The 24,412-nt window shown below is 29.0% G+C and carries 22 protein-coding genes; 9 read left to right on the forward strand and 13 right to left on the reverse strand.

Annotated features, from left to right (window positions below):
- Window positions 1-201: 201 nt before the first annotated feature.
- On the forward strand, window positions 202-591 hold the full coding sequence (locus tag DAD81_RS11060; RefSeq protein WP_111708335.1) for a hypothetical protein: 390 nt from the start codon (window positions 202-204) through the stop codon (window positions 589-591).
- Window positions 592-740: 149 nt separating this feature from the next.
- Here the strand turns inward: DAD81_RS11060 and DAD81_RS11065 are convergent, their stop codons facing one another.
- Entirely contained in the window at window positions 741-980 is a 240-nt protein-coding gene (locus tag DAD81_RS11065) for an FUSC family protein (RefSeq protein WP_111708336.1), read from the reverse strand.
- Window positions 981-1,309: 329 nt separating this feature from the next.
- Entirely contained in the window at window positions 1,310-1,822 is a 513-nt protein-coding gene (locus tag DAD81_RS11070; RefSeq protein WP_245949238.1) for a ubiquitin-like protein, read from the reverse strand.
- 404 nt (window positions 1,823-2,226) lie between these two features.
- On the opposite strand from DAD81_RS11070, the gene DAD81_RS11075 reads away from it, so the two are divergent.
- On the forward strand, window positions 2,227-3,198 hold the full coding sequence (locus DAD81_RS11075) for an IS110 family RNA-guided transposase (protein WP_111708337.1): 972 nt from the start codon (window positions 2,227-2,229) through the stop codon (window positions 3,196-3,198).
- A 98-nt stretch (window positions 3,199-3,296) separates the two neighbouring features.
- Here DAD81_RS11075 and DAD81_RS11080 read toward each other — a convergent pair whose 3' ends face one another.
- From DAD81_RS11080 to DAD81_RS11110, 7 genes are all read right to left on the reverse strand, one after another.
- The gene (locus DAD81_RS11080) at window positions 3,297-3,911 is read right to left on the reverse strand and encodes a hypothetical protein (RefSeq protein ID WP_111708338.1); all 615 of its coding nucleotides are present in this window, start codon (window positions 3,909-3,911) and stop codon (window positions 3,297-3,299) included.
- 259 nt (window positions 3,912-4,170) lie between these two features.
- The gene (locus DAD81_RS11085; protein ID WP_111708727.1) at window positions 4,171-4,662 is read right to left on the reverse strand and encodes a DUF2911 domain-containing protein; all 492 of its coding nucleotides are present in this window, start codon (window positions 4,660-4,662) and stop codon (window positions 4,171-4,173) included.
- A gap of 8 nt (window positions 4,663-4,670) precedes the next feature.
- Complete coding sequence (locus DAD81_RS11090; RefSeq protein WP_111708339.1) at window positions 4,671-5,510, reverse strand: DUF2911 domain-containing protein; 840 nt, start codon at window positions 5,508-5,510, stop codon at window positions 4,671-4,673.
- A gap of 100 nt (window positions 5,511-5,610) precedes the next feature.
- Complete coding sequence (gldG, locus tag DAD81_RS11095; RefSeq protein ID WP_111708340.1) at window positions 5,611-7,251, reverse strand: gliding motility-associated ABC transporter substrate-binding protein GldG; 1,641 nt, start codon at window positions 7,249-7,251, stop codon at window positions 5,611-5,613.
- Window positions 7,241-7,969 carry a gliding motility-associated ABC transporter permease subunit GldF gene (gldF, locus tag DAD81_RS11100; RefSeq protein WP_111708341.1) on the reverse strand — a complete coding sequence of 243 codons (729 nt, stop codon included), beginning with the start codon at window positions 7,967-7,969 and terminating at the stop codon, window positions 7,241-7,243. The genes gldG and gldF overlap by 11 nt, the downstream gene beginning before the upstream one ends.
- 7 nt (window positions 7,970-7,976) lie before the next feature.
- A complete protein-coding gene (locus tag DAD81_RS11105) occupies window positions 7,977-8,273 on the reverse strand; it encodes a putative quinol monooxygenase (RefSeq protein ID WP_111708342.1) in 297 nt (98 codons plus the stop codon).
- Window positions 8,274-8,283: 10 nt separating this feature from the next.
- The gene (locus DAD81_RS11110) at window positions 8,284-9,114 is read right to left on the reverse strand and encodes an SAM hydrolase/SAM-dependent halogenase family protein (protein ID WP_111708343.1); all 831 of its coding nucleotides are present in this window, start codon (window positions 9,112-9,114) and stop codon (window positions 8,284-8,286) included.
- Window positions 9,115-9,297: 183 nt separating this feature from the next.
- Between DAD81_RS11110 and DAD81_RS11115 the strand changes: the two genes are divergently transcribed.
- Complete coding sequence (locus DAD81_RS11115) at window positions 9,298-10,251, forward strand: PhoH family protein (protein WP_111708344.1); 954 nt, start codon at window positions 9,298-9,300, stop codon at window positions 10,249-10,251.
- A 36-nt stretch (window positions 10,252-10,287) separates the two neighbouring features.
- Entirely contained in the window at window positions 10,288-11,238 is a 951-nt protein-coding gene (locus tag DAD81_RS11120; RefSeq protein ID WP_111708345.1) for a phosphoribosylaminoimidazolesuccinocarboxamide synthase, read from the forward strand.
- Between the two features lies 1 nt (window position 11,239).
- On the opposite strand, the gene DAD81_RS11125 is transcribed toward DAD81_RS11120, so the two are convergent.
- The 4 genes from DAD81_RS11125 to DAD81_RS11140 all read right to left on the reverse strand — a co-directional run bounded on the left by DAD81_RS11125 (window position 11,240) and on the right by DAD81_RS11140 (window position 16,105).
- Window positions 11,240-11,680, reverse strand: coding sequence for a hypothetical protein (locus DAD81_RS11125; protein WP_111708346.1), 441 nt, complete (start codon window positions 11,678-11,680; stop codon window positions 11,240-11,242).
- Window positions 11,681-11,976: 296 nt separating this feature from the next.
- Complete coding sequence (locus DAD81_RS11130) at window positions 11,977-12,405, reverse strand: hypothetical protein (protein WP_111708347.1); 429 nt, start codon at window positions 12,403-12,405, stop codon at window positions 11,977-11,979.
- Between the two features lie 85 nt (window positions 12,406-12,490).
- Entirely contained in the window at window positions 12,491-14,386 is a 1,896-nt protein-coding gene (yidC, locus tag DAD81_RS11135) for a membrane protein insertase YidC (RefSeq protein ID WP_111708348.1), read from the reverse strand.
- Between the two features lie 105 nt (window positions 14,387-14,491).
- Entirely contained in the window at window positions 14,492-16,105 is a 1,614-nt protein-coding gene (locus tag DAD81_RS11140; RefSeq protein WP_111708349.1) for a CTP synthase, read from the reverse strand.
- Between the two features lie 483 nt (window positions 16,106-16,588).
- Between DAD81_RS11140 and rpmH the strand changes: the two genes are divergently transcribed.
- The 5 genes from rpmH to DAD81_RS11165 all read left to right on the forward strand — a co-directional run bounded on the left by rpmH (window position 16,589) and on the right by DAD81_RS11165 (window position 24,388).
- Entirely contained in the window at window positions 16,589-16,750 is a 162-nt protein-coding gene (gene rpmH / locus DAD81_RS11145; protein WP_111708350.1) for a 50S ribosomal protein L34, read from the forward strand.
- A gap of 140 nt (window positions 16,751-16,890) precedes the next feature.
- Window positions 16,891-19,743, forward strand: a complete 2,853-nt coding sequence (gene carB / locus DAD81_RS11150; protein ID WP_111708351.1) for a carbamoyl-phosphate synthase large subunit — start codon at window positions 16,891-16,893, stop codon at window positions 19,741-19,743.
- 101 nt (window positions 19,744-19,844) lie between these two features.
- The gene (locus DAD81_RS11155; protein WP_111708352.1) at window positions 19,845-20,747 is read left to right on the forward strand and encodes a MerR family transcriptional regulator; all 903 of its coding nucleotides are present in this window, start codon (window positions 19,845-19,847) and stop codon (window positions 20,745-20,747) included.
- A gap of 207 nt (window positions 20,748-20,954) precedes the next feature.
- The gene (locus DAD81_RS11160; RefSeq protein WP_111708353.1) at window positions 20,955-22,784 is read left to right on the forward strand and encodes a fasciclin domain-containing protein; all 1,830 of its coding nucleotides are present in this window, start codon (window positions 20,955-20,957) and stop codon (window positions 22,782-22,784) included.
- Window positions 22,785-22,918: 134 nt separating this feature from the next.
- On the forward strand, window positions 22,919-24,388 hold the full coding sequence (locus tag DAD81_RS11165) for a phytoene desaturase family protein (RefSeq protein ID WP_111708354.1): 1,470 nt from the start codon (window positions 22,919-22,921) through the stop codon (window positions 24,386-24,388).
- Window positions 24,389-24,412 lie beyond the last annotated feature (24 nt).

Genomic DNA, 24,412 nt, shown 5'->3' on the forward strand with positions numbered 1-24,412 from the left:
GATTTAAGACCAAACCTTAAGTTCAATCATTTTTTTGCCACTCAAAGGCTAAAAAAAATTGTTTAACTGGATAAATATGAAACGAATTAACCATTAAAAAAGGTCAACCTATTTCAGTATAATACAAGATTCGGATTTCTTAATTGAATTATTAGTATTACTTTTGAAACACTAAAATATTTCATAATAAATTCTTAGTTTATGCCATACCAAGATGTGTTTGTTCTTTTCTGGAAACAAGTAGAAGAAAGTGTTAAAGAAGGTAACTTTGCTAAATTAACTATGGCTAAGACCATTGGTAAGCCTAATTTGAAAAATATATTTGTTAGACCAATATATTCTGAAGAAGGCTTTAAGGCATTGGTAAAAATGCGTTACAGAGATAAAGAAACCGAGGATACTGAAGAGGAACTTTCATTAGAAGAGGCTTTTGTGTTCATAAAATCACATCTTAAAAAGTCTTTCTCATCTGTTCTGTTATTTAGTACAGCAAAGGATGTTACTTTTAAAATTAATAAAAAGGGAGCTGGTTCTATTACAGAGAATTCTCCAACATTTCATAACGTTACGCAAGCAGATAATAATTTATAATTGCTTTAAAAGTGTTTTTCTTACAACGATTCCGTTCTGCTTTGCCACTTCTGTATTTTCAATTGTGCTAACGCACAGATTTTAAAGTTCATTTGAGGTCAGTCTTTCAATTCTGATCCCTCAATTTTCGTCAAATTCATTTCTGTACTTTATAGGTTACGAGATTTTAATTCTTCGGCTAATACTTTAATTTTTTTTCCATTTTTTATAAAAGGATAGGTTAAAAGTAATGGGAGAAATGTAAAAAATCCAAAGCCGTTTTTAACTGTACTAAATATAAAAATACCCACACAAAAACCAATAATTATTGCATTAACCATTTTGTTATATTGTATTTTCTCTTTTTCTTTAAGTAACTCTTCGTTAGTTAAATTGGTGAATTCTTTCATCTTTATTTGTAATTAATTATTTAATTTTTAGTTAACCTATTTCAGTTTATTACAGAGCTTAAAACTGTATTAGTCAAAAGTATTAGTAATAGTATTTTTTTCATTGTTTTAAATTATTTACAACGAGTTTTTATAAGATTTGTTCGAATGGAAAATCAGTGATTTTTCGGTTGAAGCAAATTATTCCTTAAATGTTTGTGTTAGTTTAAATGCAAGCATAAATTTTATAAGTTGTTATTCACAGCATTTATCTCATTAGTTCTATTTGAAACTTTGTTGGTTTCAAATAATTCTTTTAAATATTCTGTTTGTTTAATAAAATTTTATTTTTATTCTTTGAGAACTTTAATAATTGTTTTTACTCCTACTTCATTTTTAATATCAACAAAATATAATCCTTCGTTTCCTATGATATCTAAACTCACTTTTTCAACATTATTAAAATTACTATTCAAGATATTCTGTCCAAGCAAGTTTCTTATTTTTATATTTATTTTCAAAAATGATTGATTTAAATCAATAGTTATTCTTCCATTTGACGGATTCGGATATAGAGATAAGTTTTTGCTGAATTTTATATCATCAGTACTTAAAGTGGTTTCTGTTTTTAAATGTAATATAGCTTCCTTTTGTATGTTGTAATCTGATAGAGTTTTTCCATCTAAAAGCTTTGTATCACTGAAGTACAGTGTTTGTTGGTCGGGTAGGATACTTTCTTTATCTTGAATTTTTGCTTTTACACTTTCTATAGTATCTTGTGCATCTACCTCTAATGTTATAAACTTCCCTGTAGGCGTTTTCACAAAAATCTGCATTCCAAGTCCATTGAAATGGGAAAGCATTATGAACATTATTAGAATCAAGTATTTCATAAGTTATAGTTTTTTTGATATGTTTGCTAACGGAATTGTGTATGGTTAGTTGCGTGGTTAAGCAACTAATTTAGTAAACAAATACGAACCCTAGAAAATTCCGAAGGAATTTTCCAAATAAGCACTTGCCAAAGCAATTAATTATACACGGCTTAATTTAGCATTTTAATAAAAACACTAAATTAAGACAAATAAATAAGAAAGCACAAAAGAGAGGAATAAGGTTATTATATACGCAGAGACTATAGATCTCGTCAACATTGAAAATCCCCTCTCTTTTCTACACAGATTTCGTACAGTTCTATGAGGCTTTAAGACCTCGATTTTAAGTCGTTGAAACTCGCGTAGATTGTCCTTTCAAAAAACATCTACTTATGAATAAAGATATAAAATATTTTGGAATAGACATTAGTCATTTAATATTTGATGTTACTGATTCCGAAGGGAATTACTATCAGTTTAAAAACACGGTTTCTGGTTTTAAAAAGTTTGTAAAACTCTTGAAAATTAATAGTCATTGTGTTATGGAAGCAACAGGCTATTATCATTATCAATTGGCCTATTATTTATTAGAGTCAGGGATTAAAGTTTCAGTAGAAAATCCATTAGCTGTTAAACGCTTTATACAGATGAAATTGTCAAAGATCAAGACAGATAAAAGTGATTCTAAACTTATCTGTGAATATGCAAAGCAGGTAGAATTAAAGCTTTGGAAAGGGAATTCTAAACATCAAACAGAATGTTTGCAAATGACCAGACTCCTTGCTGTATATACAAAACAAAGCACCATGTTGAAAAACAAATTACATGGCGAAGCTGTTTTAGGAAACCCAAGTAAGGCGGTTGTGAGTTCTTTGAACCGCAGTTTAAAGCAGGTTCAAAAAGAAATGAACACCTTGGAGGATAAACTAATGATATTAGTTAAAGAAGTACATAGAGATGTATTAACTCGCTTAAAAAGTATTCCAGGCATTGGAGCGAAAACATCCTTAATGTTAGTGGTTTTAACAGATGGATTTGAGCGTTTCACAAGCGGAAGTGAATTGTGCAGTTATGCAGGTTTAACTCCTGTGATTAGGAAAAGTGGAAGCAGTGTAAATGGACGCAGTAGGATTAGTAAAATAGGAAATCAAAAGCTTCGAAGTTTATTATTTATGTGTAGTTTTAATGCCTGTAAATATAACAAAGCATGCCGAGATATATATGAGCGAATAGTTGCTAAAGGAAAGAGTAAAAAATTAGCATTAATTGCAGTTTGTAATAAGTTGTTAAAACAAGCTTTTGCAATCGCTAAATCAGGATTAATATACGATGACACCTATAGAAGTACTTTAGTGAAAAATTAATCAATTTTTACTTGTTTTTTACCACAGTACTTTGTTGGCATTTCGTTGTTTTTTCAACTGTCGTTCTATTGTTAACCCGTTTATGTAGTTATATGAAACTAAATTTCATTTACCGCAGATTCTCCTGTTAAATTATTGAAAAACAAACCTGTCCAAGTGCCTTTTAATTCTAAAAACTCGCCTGTGGTATTTTCCCTGAATGTTGCTAAAAAACTAGCTTTATTTTTTCTGAGAAAAAGAGTGTAATTTGTAGTTAATGTACTTCTTGGATTAAGCATAAGGGAAGTTTTAGTATAATCAGAAAATGGGAAAAACGATTCTTCTTGTGTTAAAGGCACATAAACTCCTCCTTCTAGATAACTGTAACTTTCTGATAATAGACTCAATTCTTTTGTAACAGAAACGCGAACTTCTTTATAATTAAGCTTTGTGAATTCTAATGAATCATTAAATTTGAATATTGAACTACCTTGCCAATCTTTAAGTGGCTCAATAACTATAGGCATAGTTGTATCAGCGTCATTTTTGAAATAAAATTCGGGAATCTTTTCTTCTATTATACTTTGTCCGTCAGTTGTGTCTAATTTCCATTCTATTGAAATTAATTCGTAAGATTTTAATGTTTGTTCATCATCAATTGAACTTTCATTGCTATGGCACGAGATTAATCCAATTGATAAAAATAATCCGATAAATGTTTTGTGAATTTTCATTTTGTTTACTTTTTATAATTTGAGTTTTTTTTTCAATGAATGCCAACTCGTTATAACTATAACCAACTTGTTTTATCTCATCATTAAATAGGAATAAAAACACTTATAGAATAAATAAATTTTATTGTTGCAATTTTTTCAAAACAAATTTACTAAAAGAGGTTAATAAATTATCTGATGTTTATCATATAATAAAATTGAAATAAAAAAAAACACCTCAAAAGAGGTGTTTTAATATCATATTAAATAAGTAGTAATTTTATTGCACAGGAATAAAGAAACGTGCTTTTTCCCAAGAAAATTGAATTCCTTTTTTTAATATTTTAAAAGTCATTTCTTCTTGGTTATCATCTACCATTTTTGGTTTCACTTTAAAACGTACTAAATCGTTCGCTTTATCGTAACCGTTAGAACCCCAAGCATCATTCTTTTTACTTAAAATAAATGTCCATTGTTCTCCAGATGTTGGAATAATAAAAACTCCATATTTACCAGCAGGAACTGTTTTACCTTTCATTTTTACATCTTTATCAAATGAAATAGTTGTGTTTTCATTAGCACCAGCTCTCCATACTTTATTAAAAGGAACTAATTCTCCCCAGATAGCACGATCTTTAACACTTGGTGCTCCAAAATCTATTTCAACCATTGTTTCGCCAATTTTTTTAGCTGATTGTTTTCTAGGGCTTTTTTGAGCAAATGTAATAGTTGTTATTAATAGTAATAATAACGTAAGTTTTAATTTTTTCATTGTAGATTTTATTTTTGCCAAGCGGCAATTGATTCTTTATTCATTTTTACATAATCAGCATTGTTTGCTTTTGTAGCTGCTTCTAAAGATTTTTTAGCAGTTGCAATAGCTCCAGTTTTATCTCCTAAATCAGCTTGTATTAAACTCATTCTACGTAAATGCCAAAATTTAGCATCTTTAGCAGTTGCTTTTTCCATCCATTTTAAAGCTGTTTTCAAATCTTTACCTGATGTATGGTAGTACGTTGCTGCTTGAAAATAATCGTCTTGCGTTGGACCAGACATTGCATTTTCAATACTTTTTAAAGCTAATTTATCAGTTGGCACTTCAAAAGGAACGGTTGCTACAGTATTTTCCCAAATAAATTCAAGAGTTGCACCGTTATTAGAAATTCCATTAATATCAATAGTAAAAGATTCTACACTAAACGGAATGTTTAGAGTATTAGCAGTTGTTTTTACGGCAACTTTATTATCATCCCATTTTTGTGGTGTTCCCCAGTTATTTGTGTCTTCATAAAAAATAACTTCCCAAGAATCTTTGTTTGGAATGGTATAAATTGCATAAGTACCTTTTTTTAATTCTTTACCATCAATTTTCACATTATCACTAAATGTAATTTTTGTATTGGCATTAGCCCCAGTTCTCCATGTTTTACCAAAAGGAACTAAATCTCCAAATATAACTCTTCCTCTGGCTGCAGGTCTAGAATATTCTAAAGTAACATCTGTAAGACCAACAACTTGTTCAACTTTAGATAACGGACTTGGTTGAGGTGTTTTAATTTGAGCGTCTATTGTTGAGGAGACCCCAACAAATAATAAGGCAATAAATAATTTTTTTAGCATAGTTTTAGTTTTTGTTTAGTAACAAATATAACATATAAGAAACCCTAATATTTTGGGGGAACAGATTTTTAACAATTATTTAAGAAGCAATACTTACGGCTTAACTGTATTTTCTCTTTTTAATAAAGTTAAAAATGAGTCCAAATAACAGTAAAATTATTAAAGGAAGTATAATATTAATAAGTTGCCATTTAGAAGATTCGGTAAAGGCTTTTTCTTTGTTTAGGAAGTTTATTTTTACAGTTTTAGAACGAATATTTATTAAACCAGAATCATCTAACAAATAATTTACGGCATTCAATAAAAAATCTTTATTTCCAAAACGTTGGTTTGTCCATTTATCTAATCCTAATTCTAACGGTTGTCCCTTAGATACTTCATTTGCAATAACGTCTCCATCGGCAATTAAAATAAGTTTATTATTAACACCGTTTTCTTTTAAGTTAGAAGATTTAAATGGCTTAATACGTCCGTTATAGGCAGATTTAAACGCTCCTTCTAATAAAACAGCTAAAGGTTTATTTCCGTGCGAATATTCTTTAGGATCTGCTTTTTCACTAATAGATTTTAATGAAACTATTGATGGTACACCAACAGGTTTAGATAACGGAGAGCTTTGCAATAATACTGTTTTTGAAATGTTGTTTTTTAACGTATCTATACTACTTGTAAATTTAAAATTTACGGCTTCAATATTGTTGTTAATTGGGTGGTTGTTTGTTGAATTTACTAGCGGAAAATAATTCCATTGAAAGTTATTAAACTGTGTTTTATTACCAACATTTCCTGTGGCTAAGGTTATTTGTGAACTGTATAAATCTGTTATTAAATTAGAATTGATTCTGGCTCCATAATTAAAAAATAAATCGGTTAACCCTAAATCTCTAGGGTAGGTGAGTGATTCACCAGTTTGCATTAAACTATCTAATTCAGCTTCAATATTATCAACTAGCCAAAGAGATTTACCACCATTCATAATAAATTGGTCCATTGTAAATTTTTCTTCTTCGCTAAATTTTTCAGTTGGTTTTGCAATAATTGCTAAATCAAATTTGGTAAGTTCTTTTAATGTTTTTGTTGGGTATTTTTCAACTGAATCTAAGGTAAAAGGAGCTAATAAATAATATTCACTTAGTTTTTTTAAAAAATCGGCAATATGAAGATCATCTAATTCTCCATTACCTTTTATTATTGCAATTTTTTTCGATTTTTTTGAAGTTATTTTATGTATAACGTTCGCAAAAGCATATTCTAAATTTTGAATTGAACTTTGTAATTGTTCATCTTGCGAATTAATAAATATATCCTTTAATAAGGAAACGAATTCAGATTTGTTTTTATAGATAACTTCAGCATAAGGAAAAATTACAATTTCTGAAAGTTTGCCATTTTCTTCAATTTGTAATCTGCTTGGCTTTAAACCTTTTTGAATTAATTTTTCACCAATATCCATTGGATTTATAAATCGAAACTGAATTTTTTTATTAATGGCTTTAAGTTCTTCTAAATGTAATTTGGTTTCAGTTTGTAATCGTTTAAATTCAGCAGGAAAATCACCTTGTAAATAAACTTTTACAACAATAGTTTCTTTTATATTTTCGGTTATTTTTTTGGTAGCTTCAGAAAGGGTGTATCTGTTATCTTCGGTTAAATCAAACCTTTTATAATAGCTTGATCCTAAAAAGTTTATTAGAATTATAACTAATAAAAGAACTCCTATTTTAGAATAGTTAGTTTTCATCTTGTATTCTAATTTTAGTTAAAAATAAAAAGATGAAAGTTAAAGACATAAAGTAAATTAAATCTCTTGTATCAATAACTCCTTTGCTAATGCTGTTAAAATGTTCTTTCATACCAATATTTTGAACAAAATAATCTAAACTTCCAAAAAGATTGTATGAACTTAATGCTTCAAAACCAAAATACATAAAAAATGAAATGAAAACAGCGAGTAAAAATGATACTATTTGGTTTTTGGAAATTGTAGAGGCAAAAATTCCTATTGATGTATAGGCTCCTGCTAAAAAAAGCAATCCTAAAAAAGAGCCAATAGTAGTTCCCATTGTTATGTTTCCAACGGGATTTCCAAGTTTATAAATGCTATAGATATATATTAAAGTTGGTATTACAGCTAGCACAACTAAAATAAATGAGCCTAAAAATTTCCCTAGTATTAATTGCCAAATTGAGATTGGTTTTGTCACTAAAATTTCAATAGTACCCGTGTTAAATTCATCTGAAAAACTGCGCATTGTAATTGCAGGTATTAAGAAAATAAAAATCCAAGGAGCAATAAAAAAATAACTATTTAAATCTGCAAAACCAGCATGTAAAATATTAAATTCACCATTAAATACCCATAGGAACAAACCGTTCAATAATAGGTAAACAGCAATAACCACATATCCTATTGGTGAAGAAAAAAAGGAATTAAGTTCTTTTTGTAGTATTGGTATCATTCTTTTTTTAATGTAAACTTTCTAATTTATCAACGCTCCAAGCTTCGGGTTTGGCATTAAACAACACTTTGGTTTTTGCCCAAACATTTTTAAATAAATCAGAATTTCTATAAATATCTAAATGTTTTTCAGATTCCCAATAACTATATGTAAAAAATATTGTTGGATTGTCTTTTGATCTATATAATTCTAATAAACGGCAACCATTAAATTTTCGTATTTTTTCTTTGTTATTATTAAAGTTATTTAAGAAAATATCAATTTTAGATTCATCAAAACTCATTTTAACAATACGTACAATCATATAGTTTAATTTAAATAAATTTTACGGTTAGTACATCTCTATAATTTAAGCCTAAAAGTGATGAAGCACCACCAACAGTGTTTAAATTACTTCGGTAAATTGCTATTTCTAAATAATTAGCAGAGTTAAACAATGCTAATTTACTACCATCTTTTTGACGTTGGTTTTTTGGTAAAGAAAAATCTATAAATTCACTATATCTTGAGTGAATTTTGTTAAATGTATATTTATTGGCTGAAACTTCAAAATCACGACCTTTACCAACTTCTTGAAAAAGTTTTTGGCTAATGTTACTAATGGAGTTTCCGTAATTATCTATGTAAATTATATTCCCAAAAATAGTTTTATTGTCAGATGCTATTGTTGGTTGCAAATTTTTTAATTGTTTGCATTCTGTAATTATTTTACCAATAACTTCAAGTGTTCCTCCACGCGAAATGTGGCAGGCAACTTTAACAAATACATCTAAAACTGGAAAACTAGTTTCAAATCTGTTATGAATATTTATTTCTACTATTTTTTCGGGATTTATTTCAGCAGTTAATAAAGAAATTACACCATTATCTGCACAAATAAAATAGTGGTTATCTAATTTAACGGCTATATGTTTGTTTTCAGTATTTAATTCAGAATCTACACCAATAATATGTATACTTCCTTCAGGGAAATTTTTATAGGTGTTCTTTAGAATATAAGCTGTTTCAGTTATGTTAAAAGGAGATATGTGATGTGATATATCAACAATTTTAGCATCTGGCAACTCACTATAAATGGTGCCTTTTACAGCTCCAACAAAGTGGTCTTTAGTCCCAAAATCAGTAGTTAATGTAATTATAGACATATTAATAGCTCGCAATTATTTTTGATATTTAACAATTTTAAAATACTTAATAAAATGTTTAAAACTTATTTAGTAAGATCAATTTAATGTAAATTGATATAATTAAATTTGTTATGCAAATCTAATCAATTATTCGATTAGAGCATATACATTTTAATGAATTAAACTTAACACATTTATCATTTGAACGAACGTATTATTGAACTAACAGATATAAATCCAAGTGATTTATTCGGACCACAAAATTCGAACATTGAAATACTAAAAAAGTATTATCCAAAACTTAAAATTGTAGCTCGTGGAACTAAGTTAAAAGCTTATGGTGAGCCTAGTATTTTAGATGAGTTTGAAAAACGATTTAATATGATTGTAAAGTATTTTAATCGTTACAATAAATTAGATGATAATAGTATTGAACGTATTTTAACTTCAACTGGAAAGGAGCAAAATAATTCTAAACTAGCTGAAGGTGTTTTAGTACACGGAGTTGGCGGTAAATTAATAAAAGCACAAACCGTTAATCAACGTAAAATGGTTGAGAGAATGGATAAAAATGATATGCTTTTTGCAATTGGTCCTGCAGGTACCGGTAAAACTTATACAGCGGTAGCATTAGCCGTAAAAGCTTTAAAGGAGAAAGAAGTTAAACGAATTATTTTAACAAGACCAGCAGTTGAATCTGGTGAAAATTTAGGGTTTTTACCTGGAGATTTAAAAGAAAAACTAGATCCGTATATGCAACCATTATATGATGCATTACGAGATATGATACCTGCTGAAAGATTGGAATCTTATATTGAAAGAGGCGTAATTCAAATTGCACCATTAGCATTTATGCGTGGTAGAACATTAGATAATGCTTTTGTAATTTTAGATGAAGCACAAAATACAACGCATAGTCAAATGAAGATGTTTTTAACGCGTATGGGAAAAAGTGCTAAGTTTATTATTAACGGAGATCCGGGGCAAATTGATTTACCTCGCAGACAAGTTTCGGGTTTAAAAGAAGCAATGTTAACGCTTAAAGATGTAAAAGGAATTGCATTTGTGCTTTTAGATGATAAAGATGTAATTAGACATAGATTAGTAAAAGAAATACTTTCTGCTTATAAAAGTATTGAGGCAGGGAATGATTAAGTTTAAAAACAAAACCACCAACAACTAAAAAATAAAATGAGCAACACAATTAACAACACCGAATTTAATTTTCCAGGTCAAAAATCTGTATATAAAGGAAAAGTAAGAGAAGTTTACAATATAAATGATGAAACTTTAGTAATGATTGCATCAGATAGGCTTTCTGCTTTTGATGTGGTTATGCCAAAACAAATACCATATAAAGGTCAGATTTTAAATCAAATTGCAGCTAAAATGCTTGATGCAACTTGTGATATTGTTCCAAATTGGATTTTAGGAATTCCAGATCCAAATGTTGCAGTAGGGCATATGTGTGAGCCATACAAAGTTGAAATGGTAATTCGCGGCTATATGAGTGGTCATGCGGCAAGAGAATATAAAGCAGGTAAAAGAATGCTTTGTGGAGTTCCAATGCCTGAAGGAATGAAAGAAAATGATAAATTTCCTGAACCAATTATTACCCCAGCTACAAAAGCTGAAGATGGAGATCACGATGAAGATATTTCAAAAGAAGATATAATTGCGAAAGGAATTATTTCTGCTGAAGATTATGCGATTCTTGAAAAGTATACCAAAGCTTTGTTTCAAAGAGGTACTGAAATTGCTGCAGAACGTGGATTAATTTTAGTAGATACTAAATATGAATTTGGTAAAACAAAAGAAGGTAAAATATTATTAATTGACGAAATACATACTCCAGATTCTTCAAGATATTTTTATGCAGAAGGTTATAAAGAAAGACAGGATAGAGGAGAAGCTCAAAAACAATTATCTAAAGAGTTTGTACGCCAATGGTTAATTGCAAATAATTTTCAAGGATTAGAAGGGCAAACAGTACCTGAAATGTCTGATGAGAAAATAGTTGAAATTTCAGAAAGATATATTGAGTTATATGAAAATATTACGGGTGAAACTTTTGTAAAATCTGATGTAAGTAATATTTCTGAAAGAATTGAAAATAATGTTTTGGCTTTTTTAAAAGCTTAATTTAAAGACTATTTTCAAGATCAATTAAAATAGAAGACAGTTTATTAATAAGAAATGGCTCATAATAGTTGAGCCATTTAAAAGCTTTTTCATTTGTAGAAAAGATTTCAGTTTTCTGGTTAAGTTTTTTTTGCTTTTGTTTATATATTGTTGTTGGTACTACCTGATTTGGTGTATTGGTTATTAAAGCAATTTTTCTTTTACCTAAAAATTTAGATTTACTTTCAATAAATTCAATATATTTTTTTATATCTGAATTGGTTGTATGAAAAATAACGTTTTTTTGATCTATAAAATAATTCATATCAGGTTTGTAGAGTTCGTCTTTAATTAATTTACTCTTAAACTTAATATACATATCTAGGTCAGCTATTCCTTTGTGAAATTCTATTACAAGATTGTATTCAGGGATGATTTTGTAGTTACTTTTAAATTTTGACATTTTTGAAATAGGGGGATCTTATAACAAAAATATAGAAAAAGTCTCTTTGCAAAAACAAAAAAACTTAGAACTTAACAAACGGTAGGTTTTATCGTTTTTTTGGGTGTTTTGTAACGGTTTTTAGGTATATAAATCATTCAAAAACCTTATTTAAAATGATTGAAGGAATCAAGATTAAATAAAACACCACTATTTAGATTAAAAATTAAATTTGTTAATTTTTTTATGATTAGCTATATGTTTAAATTTTAAAGATTATCTAAATTATGCTGGCTAATAATTAATATAAAATCTGGTTATTTTTTTAATTCTTTAAATATTTCAACAAGTTGCTCTGCAGTTAAATCAGTTTGTAACCAATCTAGAGCGCTTTCATAGGTTGAAAAAATCTCAACAGATTGATTTAACTCGTTTTGCTTCATTTTGTATAAAGTAGCCGGAACAATTTGGTTTGGAGTTCTGGTTATAAAAGCAAGTTTTTTTTTGCCTAAAATTTTAGGTGTTAACTTTAAATAATTAATATACTCTACAATTTCATTTGGAGTCATTATAAAATCAACATTTTTAAAATTTATAATGTAATTTAAAGAGTTGGAGTATAATGGGTTTTCAATAATTTTTGTTTTAAAAGGCTTATAAGAGTTTATATCTAAAGTGTTTTCATGGTATTCAACAATAAGATTATGTTTCTTAAGGATTTGATAATTACTTTTCAAGTGGGGCATTGAATTAGTTTTTGTTATAAAAATAAAATATCAAAGCGTGAACTTTGATATTTTATTTAAATGTATAAAAAAAAACTTTATAACTTTATTTTTTTTTCGGTTGTTTTGCTTGTTGTTCTTGAGCCTGTTTCATAGCATCGTTTAAACGTTTTTTAAACTTGCTTTCTTTTTTAGGCTTCTTTTTATTCTCTTGAATTTTAGCATGAATTTTATCTTCATCAATAATGTAATTTTTAATAACTAACATTATTGTTATAGTAAGTAAGTTAGAAACAAAATAGTATAAACTTAAACTACTTGCATACATATTAAAGAAAATTAACATCATTACAGGAGAAAAATACATCATCATTTTCATCATCTTTTGCATATCTGGCATTCCTTCTTGCGTAGGTTGTTGCATATTCATCTGTTGACTTTGACTCATTCTCATATAAAAGAAAATTGCAATAGAAGCTAAAATTGGAAACAAACTAATGTGAGATCCATACATAGGAATATTGAATGGTAGTTCAAAAACAGAATCATAAGAAGATAAATCATCTGCCCATAAAAATGATTTCTGACGAACATCTATATTTGCTGGGAAAAATTTAAATAAAGCAAAGAAAACTGGCATTTGCAGTACTGCAGGGATACAACCAGCAAGCGGACTAACACCAGCCTTACTTTGTACCGCCATAGTTTCTTGCTGACGTTTCATTGCATTTTCTTTACCAGGAAGACGTTTGTTTATTTCTTCCATTTCAGGTTTTAAAACCTTCATTTTGGCACTAGATAAATAAGATTTATATACCAATGGAGACATAAATATTCTAACAACAATTGTCATTAAAATAATTATTAAACCGTAGTTACCAATAAAACCTTGTAAAAAGTTAAAAACAGGTATAAAAACATAACGGTTAATAACACCAAAAATACCCCATCCTAAATTGATAACATCTTTAATGCTTCTATCATATTTTTTTAGAATTTGGTAATCATTTGGTCCAATGTACCAACTCATATCAGAGTTAAATTCACCACCTTGTAAAGCTAGAGGTGCTTTTAAGTGAAATGCTTTTGTAAAAGTAGTGTCAATTTTTTCGTCTTTAGTTAACGTTTCAGACTTTAAACTTGCAGTTTTAAAACCTTCTTCATTTATTAAAATTGAAGAGAAAAAATGTTGTTTAAAAGCAACCCAGTTTACGTCTTGTTCCTCGGCATCATCTTCACCACCAATTGATAAGTAATCAATTTTTTGGTCTTCTTTTTCATAATACAATTCCGTTTGTTGGTTTTCATAACGAATACTTTTTTCGTGGCTGAATCCGTTTAAATTCCAATCAAGAATTACTTGTTGAGATGAATTTATAGAAGAACTTAAACCTTGTGAACGAATATTAAAATCAACCATATATTCATCTGGTTTAATTTCATATCTATATTCTAAAAATTTATCATTAGAAACTTTAAGCTTCATTGATAAAACAGAATTTTCTCCACTTTTAGATAAACTAGGTTCAAATAATAAATCTTTAGTATTTAAAGTTCTGTTATCATTTGTTCCAAAGTTAATGTTAAAAGATGCGTTGTTATCCTTTACTAAATATAAAGGAAGCGAATCATAAGTAACATAATTTTTAATTAAAGCTTCTTTTATTTGTCCACCTTTATTTGAAATAACTAATTTAAGTAAGTCGTTTTCTAAAATAGTTTCACTGTTTGAAACCGTTGCAGAATGTGCAAATGCTCCTAGTTGACTTTGAGCTTTAGCCATAGATATTGAATCTGTAGCTTGTATAACGTTGTCATTAGTATTAAAAGTATTTTCTACTGTTGAAGAGTTATTGGTTTCTTGAACCTGCTCGGTCTGTTTAGTTTTTTCAGCTTCTAATTCTTCAGGTGTTGGTTGATTTGTGTACATCCACCATAGCATAATTGCTCCAAGTAAAACAAAACCAATTAGTGAGTTAAAATCAAATTTCTTTTCTTCCATGTTTATTTAATGTCAATTTGTCATTTTCTTTTTGAATATTTTCAAAAAGTCCGACAAAAGTACTAAAAGTAGCGTTAATAATTAGTTTTTAATAATGATTGTGTATTAGCTCAAAGAATGTTCCAAAGTTGCTTTAACAAAATCAACAAATAAAGGATGTGGATTTAACACAGTACTTTTATATTCGGGATGGTACTGAACACCAACAAACCAAGGGTGTGAAGTTATTTCAACAACTTCAACCAAATCTGTTTTAGGGTTTCTTCCAGTAGCAATCATTCCTGCAGCTTCAATTTTATTTAAAAAGTCGCTATTGAATTCATATCTATGTCTGTGACGTTCACTAATAAGTTTTTCTTTGTAAATTTCTTTAATCTTACTTCCTTCTTTTAATTTACAATCCCAGGCACCTAAACGCATTGTACCACCATAATTGGTTATACTTTTTTGTTCTTCCATTAAATCAATAACAGGATGTTTTGTTTTTTGGTCCATTTCAGTTGAATTAGCATCTTCAAGGCCAAGAACATTTCTTGCAAATTCTATAACAGCCATTTGCATACCTAAGCAGATACCTAAAAATGGAATTTTATTTTCACGTGCGTATCTTACGGCGTCAATTTTACCTTCAATTCCTCGTTCTCCAAATCCTGGCGCAACCAAAATTCCATTTAATCCTTTTAATAAACTAGGAACACTTTCGGTAGTTAAATCTTCTGAATGAATCCATTCAATTTCAACTTTAACTTCATTTATTGCACCTGCATGAATAAAAGATTCGGTAATAGATTTGTAGGCATCATGTAATTCAACATACTTACCAATTAATCCAATTTTAACCGTATTTTTTGGGTTTTTATGACGTTTAATAAATTCGTTCCAAACTTTTAATTGAGGTTGGTTTTCTTCAGATAAATGTAATTTTTTCAAAACAACAGTATCTAAACCTTCATCAAGCATTAGGTTTGGTACGTCATATATTGTTTCCGCATCTATAGATTGTATAACGTCTTCTTTCTTAACATTACAAAATAAGGCTAACTTACGTTTAATATCTTCTGAAATATGGTGCTCAGTTCTACAAACCAATACGTCTGGGCTTACACCACTTTGCATTAGCATTTTAACTGAATGTTGTGTTGGTTTTGTTTTTAACTCACCTGCAGCAGCTAAAAATGGTATTAATGTTAAATGAATAACAATAGCGTTTTCTTCACCTAACTCCCAGGTTAATTGACGAACAGACTCTACATATGGTAAAGATTCAATATCACCAACGGTACCACCAATTTCTGTAATTACAATATCGTATTTTCCAGTTTTACCTAAAATTTGAATTCGTCTTTTAATTTCATTAGTAATATGAGGAATTACCTGCACTGTTTTTCCTAAGAATTCTCCTTTTCTCTCTTTATCTATAACAGACTGGTATATTCTACCAGTTGTAACATTGTTAGCTTGTGAAGTTGGGATATTTAAAAAACGTTCGTAATGACCTAAATCTAAATCAGTTTCAGCTCCATCTTCAGTAACATAACATTCCCCGTGTTCATAAGGGTTTAAAGTTCCTGGATCTATATTAATATATGGGTCAAGTTTTTGAATAGTTACAGAGTAACCTCTTTCTTGTAGTAGTTTTGCTAAAGATGCAGCAATAATTCCTTTCCCTAGGGAAGAAGTAACACCTCCTGTTACAAAAACGTATTTCGTATTTTTCATTATTCTTAGGTTTGCGCAAAAGTACTAACTCTATTTTAGTTGACAAAAACAAAACCTCTTAAAAAAGATGTTTTTTAAGAAGATCAGAAGTACTTTATGATGTTTACTTTTTAGTTTTATGTTAATTATAAACTTTTTGAATAATTTATGCCTTATCTATTTACAATAAAAGCTTTTAATATATTCTATGTTTTTAGGGGGAGCAATAAATATATTAATGGTATTTGTGCTTTTTTACTATAATAATATATTACCTGTATAGGCTATATTTATTGAAGATTGAGTGTTATTATATTTTTGCATATATTTGATTTTTGATTACTAATTTTATTGTAATTTTTTTAGAAGAATTATTTTTTTTAATTTTTTTTTAAAATCATTTGTCAAAGAAAAAACTAATTGTATATTTGCCCACGCTTTTAGGGAGATGATTTCTGAATAAAAGCATCAACTTAAGAATCACGATATTTAAAGATATTTAAAATGAGTAAAAGAACTTATCAGCCGTCAAAAAGAAAGAGAAGAAATAAACACGGATTTAGAGAGCGTATGGCTAGTGCTAATGGACGAAAAATTTTAGCAAGAAGAAGAGCTAAAGGAAGAAAAAGATTAAGTGTATCTTCGGACGCTAGACCAAAGAAATAATGAAACAATAGTTTTATATATAAGGTGTTACTTTTTTTTAGTAACACCTTTTTTTTGACCTATTGATAAGTATTGAAAACTATTTAAATAATATATACAAATATTATTGATATTTGAAAAATCAAAATTTATATTGAAAAATGCCTAAAAACACTAAAATTAAATCGATTTTAATAATTGGATCAGGTCCAATTATTATTGGCCAAGCTTGTGAATTTGACTACTCAGGATCCCAAGCAATTAGATCTTTAAAAGAAGAAGGAATTGAAGTTACTTTAATAAATTCAAATCCAGCTACAATTATGACGGATCCGTCATTGGCTGATAATGTTTATCTTAAACCATTAACTACTAAGTCTATAATTGAAATATTGCAAATGCACCCTAATATTGATGCTGTACTTCCAACAATGGGAGGGCAAACGGCATTAAATTTATGTATTGAAGCAGATGACAAAGGAATTTGGAAAGACTTTAATGTAGATTTAATAGGTGTTGATATTGATGCAATTAATATTACAGAAGATAGAGAGCAGTTTAGAAAATTGATGATTGAAATAGGGATAGGTCAGGCACCTTCAACTACAGCAACATCATTTTTAAAAGGTAAAGAAATTGCACAAGAATATGGTTTTCCGTTAGTAATTCGTCCTTCATTTACTTTAGGAGGGTTTGGAGCATCTATTGTTTATGATAAGAAAGATTTTGATGATTTATTAAGTAGAGGTTTAGAGGCGTCACCTATACATGAGGTAATTATAGATAAAGCTTTACTTGGGTGGAAAGAGTATGAGTTAGAACTATTAAGAGATAGTAATGATAATGTAGTTATTATTTGTACTATTGAAAATATGGATCCAATGGGAATTCATACTGGAGATTCAATAACAGTAGCTCCAGCTATGACTTTAAGTGATACCACTTTTCAAAGAATGCGTGATATGGCAATACATATGATGCGTTCTATTGGTGATTTTGCAGGAGGATGTAATGTTCAGTTTGCTGTAAGCCCAGATGAAAATGAAGATATTATTGCAATTGAGATTAACCCAAGGGTATCTCGTTCATCTGCATTAGCTTCAAAAGCAACAGGATATCCTATTGCAAAAATTGCAGCTAAATTAGCTATTGGTTATCATTTAGATGAATTAAAAAATCAAATAACTAAAACTACTTCAGCTTTATTTGAACCAACATTAGATTATGTAATTGTGAAAATACCACGTTGGAACTTCGATAAATTTGAAGGTTCTGATAGAACAGTTGGTTTACAAATGAAATCAGTTGGTGAAGTTATGGGGATTGGGCGTTGTTTCCAAGAAGCATTGCATAAAGCAACACAATCATTAGAAATTAAACGTAATGGTTTAGGAGCTGATGGTAAAGGAGAAAAAGATTACGACACTATTATTCAGAAGTTAAAATATCCAAGTTGGGATAGAGTTTTTGTGATTTATGATGCTATTCAAATGGGAATCCCATTAAGCAGAATACACGAAATAACTAAAATAGATTACTGGTATTTAAAACAATACGAAGAATTATTAACGTTAGAAAACGAAATTTCAACAAATAAATTAGCAACACTTTCTTATGAATTATTGTTAGAAGCTAAACAAAAAGGTTTTGCTGATAGACAAATTGCTCATATGTTAGGATGTTGGGAAAGTGAAGTAAAGGCTAAAAGAACTGAGTTAGATATTAACAGAGTTTATAAATTAGTTGATACTTGTGCTGCAGAGTTTGGAGCGCAAACACCATATTATTATTCTACATTCGAAAATAAAATGATTACACCTGACGGTGTAAGAAAATCAGACAATGAGAGTGTTGTAACTGATAGAAAGAAAATTATTGTTCTTGGTTCTGGGCCAAATAGAATTGGACAAGGAATTGAGTTTGATTATTGTTGTGTACATGGTGTGTTAGCGGCAAGAGAGGCTGGTTATGAGACGATTATGATTAATTGTAATCCAGAAACAGTTTCTACGGATTTTGATACAGCAGATAAATTATATTTTGAACCAGTTTTTTGGGAGCATATTTATGATATAATTGAACACGAAAAACCAGAAGGTGTAATCGTTCAATTAGGTGGTCAGACAGCATTAAAATTAGCTGAAAAATTAGAGAAATGGGGAATTAAAATTATAGGAACGAGTTTTGAAGCTTTAGATTTAGCTGAAGACAGAAAACGTTTCTCTGAATTATTACTCGATTTAAAAATTCCATTTCCACAATATGGTACAGCTACAACAGCTGACGAAGCTTCTGTAATTGCTGATACTTTAGATTTTCCAATTTTGGTACGTCCGTCTTATGTATTGGGAGGTCAGGGAATGAAAATTGTGATTAATAAAGAAGAATTAGAAACGCATGTAGTGTCTTTATTAAGAAGTATTCCTAATAATGTGTTATTGTTAGATCATTATTTAGATGGGGCAATAGAATGTGAAGCAGATGCAATATGTGATGGAGAAGATGTTTACATTATTGGTATTATGGAACATATTGAACCTTGTGGAGTACATTCAGGAGATTCAAATGCTACATTACCACCTTTTAATTTAGGTGAGTTTGTGATGCAACAAATTAAAGATCATACTAAAAGAATAGCTTTAGCTTTAAAAACTGTTGGATTAATTAATGTTCAATATGCAGTTAAGGATGATATTGTTTATATTATTGAAGCAAATCCTAGAGCATCTCGTACAGTTCCGTTTATTGCAAAAGCTTATCAAGAACCTTATGTAAATTACGCTACTAAGGTAATGTTAGGAGATAAAAAAGTGAAAGACTTTAATTTTAACCCTCAATTAGAAGGTTTTGCAATTAAACAACCAGTCTTTTCTTTTAATAAATTCCCTAATGTAGATAAAAAATTAGGACCTGAAATGAAATCAACAGGAGAGAGCATTTTATTTATTGATAGTTTAAAAGATGATCAATTTTATGAATTGTATTCTCGTAGAAAAATGTATTTAAATAAGTAATTTATTTTAACATAATAAAAAAAAAGAGTTTCCAGAAGGAAACTCTTTTTTTTTTAATTAAAAATTAAACCTTATATTTGTTTAATATTAAAACAATAACATTGAACAATATTAAAACAGAGTTTACAATTAAAGATCTTGAAAATTTTTCAGGTGTTAAGGCACATACTATTCGGATTTGGGAGAAACGATATAATTTACTTAAACCAAAAAGAACAGATTCCAATATAAGATTTTATGATATTTTTAGTTTACAGAAATTACTTAATGTATCTCTGTTGAATAATAATGGACTTAAAATATCTAAGATTTCAGATTTAACGGATTCTCAACTAACTGTTAAGGTTCGAGAAATTGTTGCTAAAAAAGGAGTGAATAGTCAAGTGTCAAATTCTTTTAAATTAGCAATGTTAAACTTTGATGAAAACTTGTTTAATGTAACCTATAATAATTTAGTTGCAACTTCATCTTTTAGAGAGATTTTTAAAAATGTTTTTCTTCCTTTTTTAGATGATATTGGGCTATTGTGGCAAGTAAACTCAATAACTCCTGCTCACGAACATTTTATAACTAACCTTATTAAACAAAAAATTCATTTAAATGTTGAGCGATTACAGTTGTCTCAGCCAACTAACTTAGAGAAGGTTTTTGTTTTATATTTACCGTTAAATGAAATTCATGAATTAGGGTTGCTTTATTTACATTTTGAGTTGATTCTTCACGGGTATCAATCAATTTATCTAGGTCAAAGTGTTCCGATAAGTAATTTAGTGGATGTTCAAAAAGTCTATAATTCAGCTTTTTTTATAAGTTACTTAACTGTTGAACCTTCAAAAATTACAGTTAATGAATATTTAGATAAAGTAAAGAATGAGATAGAATTAAATTCTGATAATGAGTTTTGGGTAGTTGGAAGGAAGGTAGTTGAAGCTGCTAATTTAAATCTTAAAGAGAAGCATATAAAGACATTCAATACTATAAATGAAATATTATCACAATTATAATTTTTTATATTGTTTAACTAAAAAATAGTTTAATTAAACAAAAAGAAGTATATTTGCTTAACATCGAATAAAAAATGTTGTTTAAGCATTTTTTTTTGATCATTTTTAAAATGTTTAACAAAATTATAAAAAAGATAAACAAAAAATAAAATATGCTAATTTAAAGACTTCAAAAGAAGTAGGCATTTAACCTAAAAAACTTATATTATGTTTTCAAAAAAAATTATACCCTTATTAATTCTTGGTCTATTTATAATAACATTTACATCTTGTGACTCTGATGATAATGATGAAATAATCATTAAGCAATTAGATATTGTAGAAACAGCTATTGGATCTAATGATTTAAGCATTTTGGTTCAGGCATTGCAAAAAGCGGATTTAGTTTCAGCTTTACAAGCAGATGGTCCGTTTACAGTGTTTGCTCCAACCAATGCCGCGTTTCAAAATTTATTAGATTCAAATGATTCATGGAATGGTCTTGATGATATTCCAGTAGATCTTTTAAAAACAGTGTTATTGTATCATGTAACAAGTGGAGTGGCTTCATCATCAGGTTTATCAGATGGGCAAGTTATAACAATGTTGAATGATGGAAATATTTCAGTTGATTTATCAAATGGTGTACAATTATCAACAATTGCCGAGCAAATGGTAACTGTTACTAATGCGGACATTTTGGTTTCAAATGGTATTATTCATATTATTGATGAAGTTATGTTACCGCTTCCAAAAGAAAAAGACATTGTAGAAACAGCTATTGGATCTAATGATTTAAGTATTTTGGTTCAGGCATTGCAAAAAGCAGATTTGGTTTCAGCTTTGCAAGCAGATGGTCCGTTTACAGTGTTTGCTCCAACTAATGCCGCGTTTCAAAATTTATTAGATTCAAATGATTCTTGGAATGGTCTTGATGATATTCCAGTAGATCTTTTAAAAACAGTATTGTTGTATCATGTATCCAGCGGAGTGGCTTCATCATCAGATTTATCAGATGGGCAAGTTATAACAATGTTGAATGATGGAAATATTTCAGTTGATTTATCAAATGCTGTTCAATTATCAACAATTGCCGAGCAAATGGTAACTGTTACTAATGCAGATATTTTGGTTTCAAATGGTATTATTCATATTATTGATGAAGTTATGTTGCCGCTTCCAAAAGAAAAAGACATTGTAGAAACAGCTATTGGATCTGATGATTTAAGTATTTTAGTTTTAGCTGTTCAAAAAGCGGGATTAGTTGATGTTTTAAAAGGAGACGGACCGTTTACCGTGTTTGCTCCAACTAATGCCGCATTTCAAAATTTGTTAGATTCAAATGATTCTTGGAATGGTCTTGATGATATCCCAGTGGATCTTTTAAAATCAGTTTTATTATTTCATGTAATTTCTGGAAATATTATGTCTACAGATCTTTCTGATACTTATGTGAAAACAAATTTAATGGGACCAAATGATGAATTTATTTCTATGCAGGTTGAAACTGTTGGAGGTGTTCAATTTAATGGTGATTCAAATCCAGTAACTGTTGATATTGAAGCAACAAATGGAGTAGTTCATGTTATAGATAAAGTAATGTTACCACCAAACGTAGTAACATTAGCTTTAAATAATTCAGGGTTCACAACATTGGTTGCGGCCTTAACAGATAGTAGACATACTACTGATTTTGTTTCAATATTATCTGGAGATGGGCCATTTACAATTTTTGCACCTACTAATACAGCGTTTCAATCATTACTTGATTCAAATGATTCGTGGAATAATTTAGGAGATATTCCTATTACAGTTATGGATGCAGTGTTGAAATACCACGTAATACCTAGTGCTAATGTTCAGGCAGACCAATTAACCGAAGGAGATGTTACAACATTTGAAGGAAGCTCAATAATGATTGACTTGGCTGATGGTGCTCAAATAAAAACAACGAGTAATCAGGTGGTTAATATTTTAGTTGGAGACGCAACAAATGACGTTCAAGGAACAAATGGTGTTATTCACGCAATTGATATGGTTTTGTTACCAAGTAGTTAGTTTTAATAATGAGCAGAAATAAGGTTTTTCTTATTTCTGCTAAAAAATATCTATCTTAAAGGTGAATATGTATATAGAAAGTCTTGCAATTTTATAAAAAATAAAAATAGCTTCTAAAGTTAATAAGAGTTTAAATGAATAAAAAGAGTAAAAAAGTTATTATCATTGGTTCGGGTTTCTCGTCGTTATCGGCTTCTTGTTATTTGGCTAGAAAGGGTTACAGTGTTTGTGTTTTAGAAAAGAATACAACTCTAGGAGGTAGGGCAAGAAAATTTGAAAAAGATGGATTTAAATTTGACATGGGACCTACTTGGTATTGGATGCCAGATGTTTTTGAGAAATTTTTTAATGATTTTGATAAAAAACCATCTGATTTTTATCAATTAGAGCGTTTATCACCAGCTTATCAAGTTTATTTTGGTAAAAATGACTCAATTACTATACCGGACACTCTTAAGAAAATTTATAAAGTTTTTGAGCAAGAAGAAAAAGGTAGTTCAAAGTATTTAAAAGAATTTTTAGATTCGGCAAAGTTCAATTATGAAGTTGCTATTAATGATTTGGTGTACAAACCAGGAGAATCTATTACAGAGTTAATAAACTTAACAACAATTTCTAAATTAAATCAATTTTTTACGAGTATAAGTAAAACGGTTAGAAGAAAAATAAAAAGCCATAAACTTCAACAAATTTTGGAGTTTCCTGTATTGTTTTTAGGTGCAAAACCTTCAAATACTCCTAGTTTTTACAATTTTATGAATTATGCAGATTTTGGTTTAGGTACTTGGCATCCAAAAGGGGGAATGTTTGAAGTGGTAAATGGATTTGTTAATCTGGCTAAATCTTTAGGAGTTGAATTTTTAACAGAACAGAATGTTGAGGAAATTGTAGTTGATAATGGTTTGGTTAAAGGGGTAATTTCAAATAATTTATTTATAGAATCAGATATTGTAATAAGTGGAGCAGATTATCACCATACCGAAACATTATTAAATGAAAAGTATAGAGTTTATTCTGAAAAATATTGGGCGAAAAAAACTTTTGCTCCGTCAGCGTTACTTTTTTACGTTGGTTTTGATACAAAAATTAAGAATGTAGCGCATCACACTCTTTTTTTTGATACAAGTTTTGATGTGCACGCAAAAGATATTTATGATACGCCAAAATGGCCAAAAGAGCCGCTTTTTTATGCAAGTTTTTCAAGTATAACAGATAATAGTTTTGCCCCTATTTCAAAGGAGGCGGCTACTTTTTTAATACCCTTGGCGCCAGATTTAAATGATATTCCTGAGGTTAGAGAGGAGTATTTTTTAAAAATAATAAATCGATTAGAAAATTTAACTGGTCAAAAATTAAAGGATAAAATTTTATTTAAAGAGTCATATTGTGTAAATGATTTTAAAAGGGATTATAATTCTTATAAAGGAAACGCTTATGGAATGGCAAATACATTATTTCAAACAGCATTTTTAAGGCCTAAAATAAAAAGTGGGAAAGTGAAAAATTTATTTTTTACAGGGCAATTAACTGTTCCAGGTCCTGGAGTTCCTCCTGCTATTATATCTGGTAAAATTGTTTCTGATATGGTAATAAAGAATAATTAATAAGTAAAACGACTAAAAAAAATT

Source organism: Lutibacter citreus (assembly GCF_003260195.1).
In the GTDB taxonomy this organism is placed as follows: Bacteria; Bacteroidota; Bacteroidia; order Flavobacteriales; family Flavobacteriaceae; genus Lutibacter; species Lutibacter citreus.